General features: G+C 55.9%; 8 protein-coding genes and 2 riboswitches. Of the genes, 2 read left to right on the top strand and 6 right to left on the bottom strand.

The features are described from left to right. The 6 genes from AB7S84_RS14585 to thiC all read right to left on the bottom strand — a co-directional run. Positions 1-1,222: CRISPR-associated endonuclease Cas3'' (locus tag AB7S84_RS14585; RefSeq protein ID WP_428155328.1), on the bottom strand; the 1,222-nt coding region annotated here is incomplete at its 3' end. Positions 1,223-1,384: 162 nt separating this feature from the next. Beyond that, positions 1,385-2,152 (bottom strand): ADP-ribosylglycohydrolase family protein, encoded by a 768-nt coding sequence (locus AB7S84_RS14580; protein ID WP_428155326.1) that lies wholly within the window; start codon positions 2,150-2,152, stop codon positions 1,385-1,387. Positions 2,153-2,620: 468 nt separating this feature from the next. Further along, entirely contained in the window at positions 2,621-3,250 is a 630-nt protein-coding gene (locus AB7S84_RS14575) for a DUF4276 family protein (RefSeq protein ID WP_020877255.1), read from the bottom strand. Further along, positions 3,247-4,413: an AAA family ATPase gene (locus AB7S84_RS14570; protein WP_020877254.1), complete on the bottom strand. Its 1,167-nt coding sequence runs from the start codon at positions 4,411-4,413 to the stop codon at positions 3,247-3,249. Before AB7S84_RS14570 ends, AB7S84_RS14575 begins: the two co-directional genes overlap by 4 nt. 11 nt (positions 4,414-4,424) lie before the next feature. Continuing rightward, a complete protein-coding gene (locus AB7S84_RS14565) occupies positions 4,425-4,601 on the bottom strand; it encodes a DUF6079 family protein (protein ID WP_428155323.1) in 177 nt (58 codons plus the stop codon). Between the two features lie 3 nt (positions 4,602-4,604). Further along, positions 4,605-5,903 carry a phosphomethylpyrimidine synthase ThiC gene (gene thiC / locus AB7S84_RS14560; protein ID WP_020877253.1) on the bottom strand — a complete coding sequence of 433 codons (1,299 nt, stop codon included), beginning with the start codon at positions 5,901-5,903 and terminating at the stop codon, positions 4,605-4,607. A 56-nt stretch (positions 5,904-5,959) separates the two neighbouring features. Beyond that, a riboswitch (TPP riboswitch) is annotated at positions 5,960-6,065 on the bottom strand. Positions 6,066-6,213: 148 nt separating this feature from the next. Continuing rightward, positions 6,214-6,396, top strand: a riboswitch (cobalamin riboswitch). A 104-nt stretch (positions 6,397-6,500) separates the two neighbouring features. On the opposite strand from thiC, the gene AB7S84_RS14555 reads away from it, so the two are divergent. Next, complete coding sequence (locus tag AB7S84_RS14555; protein ID WP_428155320.1) at positions 6,501-8,537, top strand: TonB-dependent receptor; 2,037 nt, start codon at positions 6,501-6,503, stop codon at positions 8,535-8,537. A 62-nt stretch (positions 8,538-8,599) separates the two neighbouring features. Beyond that, a partial coding sequence (locus AB7S84_RS14550; RefSeq protein WP_428155318.1) for a hypothetical protein occupies positions 8,600-9,305 on the top strand: 706 nt, incomplete at its 3' end.

Raw genomic sequence — 9,305 nt, 5'->3', positions numbered from 1 at the left:
GAAGATTTGTCAAAGCTGATCTAATCAAGCTTTTATCATCCAAAGCGGGCTGAGTCGCCGTGCAGAGCACAACGCTACATCTGTAATGGGCAACAAGTTCACGCAACACGGCCAAGCACGGCTCCAGATACTCAGTCGGTATAGCCTGTGCCTCGTCGAGCACAATCACACTTTCTGCAATATTGTGAAGTTTGCGACAACGAGATGTTCTATTGCTGTATAACGATTCAAAAAATTGGACATTTGTAGTGACCACTACCGGTGCATTCCAATTTTCCGCCGATAGACTACGCCATTTGTCGTAATCGGACTCGTCATCCTTTTCACGATAATTGCAGTGGTGTTCCAATACATTTTCACTACCTATCGCATCACGAAATACTTCCGCATTCTGTTCGATTATAGATGTGAACGGGATAGCGTAAATTATGCGGGCAAGTTGGTGATGCACCGCGTGATCAAGAGCAAAAGTAAGAGATGAGAGAGTCTTTCCCCCTCCGGTCGGCACGGTAAGCGAGAAAAATCCTTGGGATCCCGAAGCCTTGGTTCTGCAATTAGCCAAGATCTTTTTCCGCAAGGTGTTTACTTTACCAGGTCTTGCATTACGCTCTTTTTGGGCGAGATATGTTTGCAAAGAATGCTGTAACTTACCCAAATCAGGCGGACGCGTTAAACGCCATGCCGTTTTTTCCGGTGAACAAAAACGTTCAGTATCGAGAAAATCTGCATCGACCAAGCAGGAAAAAATCATGCGGGTAAAAAAGGCAAGGCTGAACATCGCCCGTTTCGGGTCAAGAAGAAAAGGCAACTTTAGCTCGCCTGAAAGATTCACCTCCGGTACCAGACATGTATCATCTGCAACTTTTCCATGTTTAAGACGAAAATGGAGTTGCCCTTCCTGCGGGCCGCCATCCGGAAGGCCGCCATGGTGTCCGGCAATGGCGTAGGAAAGCAACAAGCCAAGTTTCCCGGTTCTATCTTTTGCCAACCTTGTCCCGAACGTGGCATGATCTACCTTTTTCGGATGCCCTTCAAGTCTTGCTATAAATTCTTTGGTCGCTTTACCTGCATCATGGAAAAGACCAGCGAATCGTCCCCATTCATTTGCCCCGAAAACAGAAGCAAAACGCTCTGCCAGTTCAGCCACATTTAGAAGGTGCTCAGAAAGAATTTGCCAATCTGATTTGTCTGTATTTTCAGTAGAATGTGCATAATATCTCATATGGTCCAACCATTTTTATTTTAGTTTGATAACTATTGTGTATCTTTGACAGATTGCCACATTCATCTTTCAGTTTTTTTAATCATCAGTACCTGTAGCGATAATCATTTATAGACCCATTGAATTCCAAAGCAGGAAGGTTTCATGAAAAATATGCATCCCCTACCCATACCGCTCACAAAACGCCTCCGTCACCGCCCACAGGTCCGGTGTCAGGAGGGTTTTCACCGTGTTGCGGATCTCGAGGGGAACGCCGCCGTAGAAGGCTTCGGCGATGGCGCCGGCGATGCAGGCCTGGGTGTCGCTGTCGCCGCCCAGGGAGACGGCGTTGCGGACGGCGTCTTCATAGGTGCTGGAATCGAGGAAGGCGATGATGGCCTCGGGCACGCTGCCCTGGCAGGAAACGTCGAAGGTGTAGGCGGGTCGGATCTCATCCACGGTGCGGTCGAGATCGTAGCCGAAGCGTTCGGCAATGGACGTCCTGATGGCGGCTTTGTCGCGGCCCGTCCCGGCGAGGAAGACGGCCAGGGCCACGGCCTGGGCCCCCTTGATGCCCTCGGGGTGGTTGTGGGTGATCTCCGCGGTCAGCCGGGCCTGTTGCAGGACCGCCGCTTCGGTGGAGAAGGCGAAACCGACGGGGCTCACGCGCATGGCGGATCCGTTGCCCCAACTGTTGTAGGGGCGCGGGTTTTCGGCGTGGAGCCACCGGAAAAAGGATCCGCCGTAGCCGGCATGGGGGTATTGCCGGCCGATCCTCCGAATGGACTCGATATAGGGGGTTCCTGAAAGAATCGCATCCGCCACCGCCACCGTGAGGACCGTGTCGTCCGTGAAGACGGCGCGCGGACTGAACAGGGGAAAGGTTTTTGTCTTGATGGGTCGGCCCTCGTAGACCGATCCGATGATGTCTCCCGCAATGGCGCCGATCATGGTTAGCACCTCCTTTGTCAAGACATGTCTTCAAAGGCGTTGGCCGGCCCGACCGGATCAATAAAAAAAGCTCCGCCATCTCACTGGATAGGGAGCTTTATTGCCGCACGATTTTTTAAGGCCTCTGCGCCTTGTCCGTCATCAAGATACCTTTTTTGTCTTATTCAGGAGATGGTTAACACCGCTTTTCCCAACTGTCAATGGTAAAAGTTATTGGTTTTCCGGATTCACAAACCGCCCCGGTATCCGGTGATGACGGGGATGCCCTGTACACAAATAATTTTTAACCGCGGCATACACGGAAAACACGGAAGGAAGGCTTATCATACAAGCGGATACGAGCGGCGCGCCTATTTTTCACTCGCAACCGTAAGGTTCTACGCACAATTCTGCACACGTGTGTGTAGAACCTATCGCACATGTGTGTAGGCTATGATTTGCGCGAATGGGTTTGCCTACTTGGCCGATTCATCCGCCCATTTTATCTCCTGTGATATCTATAAAGCGTTTTGCCCAAGGGGATGCCGCTGTTACCCGGTCCGGAGAAATGAGCGCCAAAAGTTTAAAAGAATGTTCCCCTTTGCCGTATTTTGCTTTGGTTTTACAGTTTCTAGTTGCGGCGGAAAGTGCCTGGTAAATCTGCTCCTTTGCAACCGACTCGATCCTATTGTCTGCTGCCGGTAAGGCGTTTGCGTTGAAGCCCTGGCCAAAGAAACTCTGGAGGGAGTCTCTATCGGCCAGAAACCAAGCCTCCATGCATTGGACCATCAAATGACAATCCGCATCGTCGACATTTTCAGGTTTATCCCATTGATCGCCTTGACGATTTTTCAAATGATGCCATGGCTTCCAGTTTTCTGCGTCACCCTGTTGGCAATCAGCAGAAACGGATGCCTCGCTGTCCACCAGCAACAATGCATCCTCTCCGGTATTGATTGCCGTACAAAATGAGTCATAGGCGTTCTGCCTGCTCCCGCAGGCAACAATTCTCGGCATTTTTCCCTTCAATCCGGCCTTACTCAAAAAATCTGAAAAGCCCGCACGGCAGGCCGTTTTGAGCATATTGGAATCACCGCCTCCTTCAACATACAATTTCACCAGCGTGTCCCTCCTATTTCACCGCGTGTCCATAGCTGTCCCAGTCGATACTTATCCAACCATGGCCTGAGTTTTTCAGCATCCAATCTGGTTAATGTTGTGCCCTTGTCTGTCTTCTCAGCCACAATTACAGATTCAGGCTGATCGGTCATTGCATCGACCAAAACATCCGAGTGCGTAGTCACGATTAGCTGACAACGTTCCGCCGCTTCTTTCATCAAATCAGCAATGGTCGGCAGAACATCCGGGTGTAATCCGAGTTCCGGTTCCTCGATGCAGACCAAAGATGGCGGAGATGGGTGACAAAGGATTGCGAGTAAACAAAGATAACGAAGTGTGCCATCGGAAAGGCGAGTCGCCGGGACGGTAAATCGACCTTCCTGAAAAAACACTTGGACGGTGCCACCTTCTATATGAACGTCGTAATCATCAATACCATCATAAAGTGCTCGCAACGCTTTCAAGAGCCGATTTTTGACTGAAGGTTCGCGACGAAGGCGATTCAAAACCAAGCCAAGGTTACTGCCATCAAGTTCCAGCACATTATTTGGTAGATCTGCCTTTTGCGGCAAGCGAGGTACAGTGTAGCGCCCAAAACTCCATTCTCTATAAAGCTTAATGTTGCCAAACTGTTGAGCAAGATAGGTTATCTCTGGATACTGATCTGGATCGCGACGTTGCGAAAGAATAGATTTTTCCATATCGACATCTTCTTGCCGCAATGCACGGGTATCGCCTTTCACATTGAGTGTCGGCCGCCCTGAATTAAAGTGATAATAAAAATAAGGTTTAGAATGCTCCTTACCTACAGGTTTTTCGTTTTCAACTTTTTCATCGACGATCTCGAACCGTTGACCGACTGCGGTGAAAGACAAAACATAGCGCAGGTTTTGAGGCCCCAGCGGATTGTCAACTACAACATCTAACGATGCCGTAGGTGTGCCTTTAACGCCCTTCCAAAGCCAATCATGGACTCCGCCCCCTTCGCGAATCGGTTTTAATAATTGCTCGGGCGCACTCCTCAGCAGCTCTATTGATTCGAGTAGGTTCGACTTACCCGACCCGTTCGGACCAATGACGACATTTAACGAATTCAAGGAAACAGGTTCTGATTTGTCACCAAAACTCAAGAAATTATTTAGCTTGATCGCATGTATTAACATGACCATTTTCCTTATTGTTCAATAACGATCCGCACCCTGTCCGGGTTCTTGGTGAGCTGATCGATGTACGCCTCAAGGCGTTTCTTCATCTCCGCCGGAGTTGCCGGGCCGCCGGTAACCTGCAGAGCCTGTTGCAGCTCCAGGGCCTTGACGGTGACCTTTATCAGTACCGACGGCCCCCTCGGCAATTCTCAGGCTGGCCGCCGCCGCGAGTCCATCACCTTGTAGGCGCAGTATTCGCCGCACATGGTGCAGGCCCCGTGGGCATCGGCGGCCGTGGTTTCGCCGCGCCGCTTCCGGGCCAGGGGCGGGTCGATGGCCAGGGCGAACTGTTTTTCCCAGTCGAGGGCCCTTCTGGCCCTGGACATTGCCGCGTCCCATTCCCGGGCGCCCGGGATGTTCTTGACGATGTCGGCCGCATGCCCCGCCAGCCTGGCCGCCATCACCCCGGCGTGGACATCCGCTGCGGTGGGCAGGCAGAGGTGTTCGCTGGGGGTCACGTAACAGAGGAAGTCCGCCCCCGCACCCGCGGCGATTGCCCCGCCGATGGCGCAGGAGATGTGATCGTATCCGGGCGCGACATCCGTCACCAGGGGGCCCAGGACATAAAACGGCGCACCGTGGCAGATCTGCTTCTGCAGCCGGATGTTGGCCTCGATCTGGTCGATGGGCATGTGGCCGGGGCCCTCGATCATCACCTGGATGCCGGCATCCCAGGCGCGCTGGGTGAGCTCCCCGAGAGTCAGCAGTTCCTGGACCTGGGCGCGGTCGGTGGCGTCCTCAATGCATCCGGGACGAAACCCGTCGCCCAGGGAGAGGGTCGCGTCATAAGGCCGCACCAGTTCCAGGAGGCGATCGAAATATTCGTACAGCGGGTTTTCCGCCCGGTTATGCGTCATCCATGCACAGGTGAACGAACCGCCCCGGGAGACGACGTCCATGATCCGGCCCTCCCGGTCCATGCAGTCGAGACTCGCCCGGGTCACGCCGCAGTGCACGGTAATGAAATCGACGCCGTCCTCGAGATGACGCTCGATGCCGGCGAAGATCTCGTCGACGGTCATCTCGACAATGGGTTTGCCCTGATTCACCACGGCATCGCACGCAGCCTGGTACAGCGGCACGGAGCCGATACAGAGGTCGGTTTCCGCGATAATGGCCCGCCGGATCTCGTCGATGGGGCCGCCGGTCGACAAATCCATGATGGCGTCGGCACCCGCGGCCGCGGCGGCCCGTGCCTTTGCCAGTTCCTGATCGATGTGGGTGTCGTCCCGGCTGGTGCCGATATTGGCGTTGACCCGGGTGCGAATCCCCTTGCCCACCGCCAGGGGCCGGCCGTTCCGACGGCGGTTGTTGTGGCAGACGATCGCCGTTCCCTCGGCCACCCGTTCACGCAGCGTTTCAGGGGAAATGCCGGCATCTTTCGCGGCGACGGCGACGATATCCGTGACCTGGCCCTCGCGGGCCCGTTCCATTTGTGTTTTTTCCATGAGTTCCTTCCGGAGAATTTTTTCGCGGGATACGGCACCGGAAGCAGCGGCAGGTCTTGCAATTGCTCGGTCCGTTCCCTACGCCGGTATCAACCGGATCAGGTTCAAAGGGTTATTTCACGGTCGTGAAATTCTCAGTCCGAAGACACCCCAGACCACTATGATCAACTTTTCGGGAATTTAACCCCTTACGCCTTCCGCGTCAAGCGATGATTCGACAACTCGCGACAACGTCAGGCGAAAACACGATGCCGTGGCGCAACCGGCGGCGATTTTTTTCGCTTGACTTTGTGGATTCTTCTCTTTATGCTGCGGCAATATCGATCAGGTGCTCATTATTGAGCCGAACAGGGAACCCCGTGGAATTCGGGGACGGGCCCGCCGCTGTGATCGGGGACGAAAGCCGCAATATGCCACTGGCCGAAAGGCCGGGAAGGTGCGGCCGGTAGGATGATCCGAGAGTCAGAAGACCTGCCTGAAACGAGATGCGCGAAACTCCGTGGACCAGAGTTTTGCCCGGATTCTGAGGACAAAAAAGGGACATCCCCGGATCGATCATTTTCGGTCCGGGGATTTTTTTTGCCTTCAGGAGCCATTATGCACATCTTGACCGTATCGCTGTCCATCCTCTTGTATGGTCTGTTGCCCATCTTCCCCGCCTTCGCACAGGCGGAAAATGCCGCGCCGGACAACTCCGGCGAAAACGCCCTGAAACTGGAAGACGTCGTCGTGACGGCTGAAAAAACCCCGACGGCGTTCCAGACCGGCGATGTGGATCTCGAAACGACCGCCGCCGGCTATTCCCGGATTACCCGGGAAGCCTTTGAGGGACGAACCGTGAGCCTCGCCGAGGTCATCGAAACGGAGGTGGGGGTTCAGGTTCGCCAATCCGGCGGGCTCGGCAGTTTCTCCTCGGTTTCCCTCCGGGGCTCCGCCGACGACCAGGTCATGGTCTTTCTCGACGGCATCCTGCTCAACGACGCCTCGGGCGGGGGTGTCGACCTCGGCAACATCTCCCTTTCTGATGTATACGCCGTCGAGGTCTACCGGGGGACAACCCCCGTCAATTTCAGCCAGGCCTCCATCGGCGGCGTAGTCAACATTCAAACCCAGCGGCCCCAAGAAGGCTTCAAGGCCGACCTCCTTGCTGGATACGGCGCTTTCAACACCCGAAACCTGGCCGGATTTCTCAACGCCGGGCAGGACCGCTGGGATCTTCTCGTCTCCGCCGATATGCTGGCCTCGGACAATGATTTCGATATCCTGAACGACAAACAGACGGAGTGGAACCCCGCCGACGACCGCTGGGAGAAGCGAAACAACGCCCAGGTGAAGCAGTACAACCTGCTGACCAAAGCCGGCGTCGAGCTGACCGGCGAGACCCGGATCGATCTTATCAATCAGTGGTTCAAAAAAGACCAGGAGCTGCCGAGCCGGGACAACAGTCCGGATACCAAGGCCGCCCTGGATACCGAACGGAACATCACCACCCTCAAACTCACCGCCAACGATCTCGGCCCGCTCCATCTCAACACCGGCACCCAGGTGTCGTATACCTGGAAAGCCGAGGACTACGACGACCGGAACGGCGATATCGGCCTGGGGTCCCAGTACAACACCTACACCACCCGGAAGCTGGGGGCGGACCTCTTCGCGGAATGGCTTCCCGAGGGCCACGCCGCCATCCTTTCCGCCGGCTTCCAGCGGGAAACCTACGAAATCGAAGACCGCCTCGGGAAACAGAAGAACCCAGCGGACAATCGGAGAACCACCCTGTCCCTGGGCCTGCAGGACAGCCTCTTCCTGCTCGGCGAGCGTCTCATCGTTACACCGGCATGCCGATATACCTGGATTTCAGACGATCTTGACGAGGAGGCCGGCGTCGAATCACAAACGCGCGATGAGAGCTATTTCAGCCCTCAGGTCGGGCTCAAATACGCGCCGCTTTCGTGGCTCACCCTCACCGGCAATCTGGGGCGGTATTTCCGCGTCCCCTCGTTTTTCGAGCTCTTCGGCGATCGCGGCTTTTTTATCGGCAACCCCGACCTTCAGGAAGAGAAGGGGATCAACCTGGACATCGGCCTGGCAGGGCTGTGGCAATGGGATCGCCCCTGGCTTTCCCGGCTCTCCCTCTCCACCGCCTGGTTCAGAAACGACGTGGACGACCTGATCACCCGGGTCTATGACGCCCGGGGCATCGGCAGGTCCGTCAACATCTCCGGCGCCCTGATCCAGGGCGTGGAAGCCGCCGCCGCCGTCGACCTTCACCGCTTCTGCCGCCTGATCCTGAACGCCACCTGGCAGGACCCGAAAAACCGGAGCGATATCCCGGCTTTCGACGGTAAAAATCTTCCGGGCCGGTTCGAGTCCGCCTACCTGGCTCGTCTGGAGGCCACGTATGAGGGGTTGACGTTGTTCGGCGAATACGTCGTCGAGAAGGATATGTACTACGACACGGCCAATCTGAGAAAAGCCGACGACAAGGAAGAGATCAACGCCGGCATCTCCTACCGATATCGTTCGGTGAAGCTCACGCTGGAAGGCCGGAACCTGGGTGACGACCTCCATGAAGATTTCAACGGCTATCCCCTGCCCGGCCGATCCTTCACCGCCACAGTCAAATACGATTTTTAAAAAGGGGGATGGATCTTCACATCTCGTCCCATCTCCCATATCCAACAGGAGGAAACGGAAACATGAAAAAAGAATTATGGATCAACACAATCTCATGGGCAGCGACGGGGATCCTGTTCGCCCTGGCCGCCCCGGGCGTATCCGGCACGGCGACGGCGGCGGTCACCGAGACCGCCGTGGTGGCAACGGTGGCCGCGGATTACAGCAGCGCCGCCCACGCCATCGTATCGGTCGATCCGGTGGGCGGGTTCCGCACGGTCCGGAGCGACCTGCTGCCGACCCTCGCCTCCGATATCACCGTCAGCGCCCACAGGAACTTCTTCTATCGGATCGAGCGGTTTCAGGCGGACAACGTGACCAAATTCGACATCAGCGCCCCCGAGACGCCCATCTGGCAATTTTCCACCCTCGACCCGGGCGACACCGTCAGCAGCAATCCCTGCGACATGCTCTTCGTCAGCGACCAGAAAGCCTACCTCCTGCGCTACGGCAAGACGCGGGCCTGGATCGTCAACCCCTCGGCCGGCACCGCCGCTGAATTCAAGACCGGGGAACTGGACCTCGGCGCCTATGCGGATACCGACGGCATCCCCGAAATGATCGGCGGCGTCATCGTAGACGACAGGGTCTTCATCGTTCTTCAGCGACTCGACCGGGACAACGACTGGGTGCCGTCCAACACGGCCTACCTCGCCGTTTTCGATACGGCCACGGATCGGGAAATCGATACGGGCGCACCCAACAGCGACGGCGTCAAGGGGATCCCTC

Origin of the sequence: Desulfococcus sp. (assembly GCF_050178255.1) — a bacterium.
In the GTDB taxonomy this organism is placed as follows: Bacteria; Desulfobacterota; Desulfobacteria; order Desulfobacterales; family Desulfococcaceae; genus Desulfococcus; species Desulfococcus multivorans.
Note: the sequence above shows the minus strand (reverse complement) of the source record. Positions and strands in the feature narration are given on the sequence as shown.

Bases quoted from the DNA above. Each gene is read 5' to 3' on its own strand.
- AB7S84_RS14580 (WP_428155326.1), bottom strand. From the start codon at position 2,152: ATGATCGGCGCCATTGCGGGAGACATCATCGGATCGGTCTACGAGGGC.
- AB7S84_RS14570 (WP_020877254.1), bottom strand. From the start codon at position 4,413: ATGTTAATACATGCGATCAAGCTAAATAATTTCTTGAGTTTTGGTGAC.
- thiC (WP_020877253.1), bottom strand. From the start codon at position 5,903: ATGGAAAAAACACAAATGGAACGGGCCCGCGAGGGCCAGGTCACGGAT.
- AB7S84_RS14555 (WP_428155320.1), top strand. From the start codon at position 6,501: ATGCACATCTTGACCGTATCGCTGTCCATCCTCTTGTATGGTCTGTTG.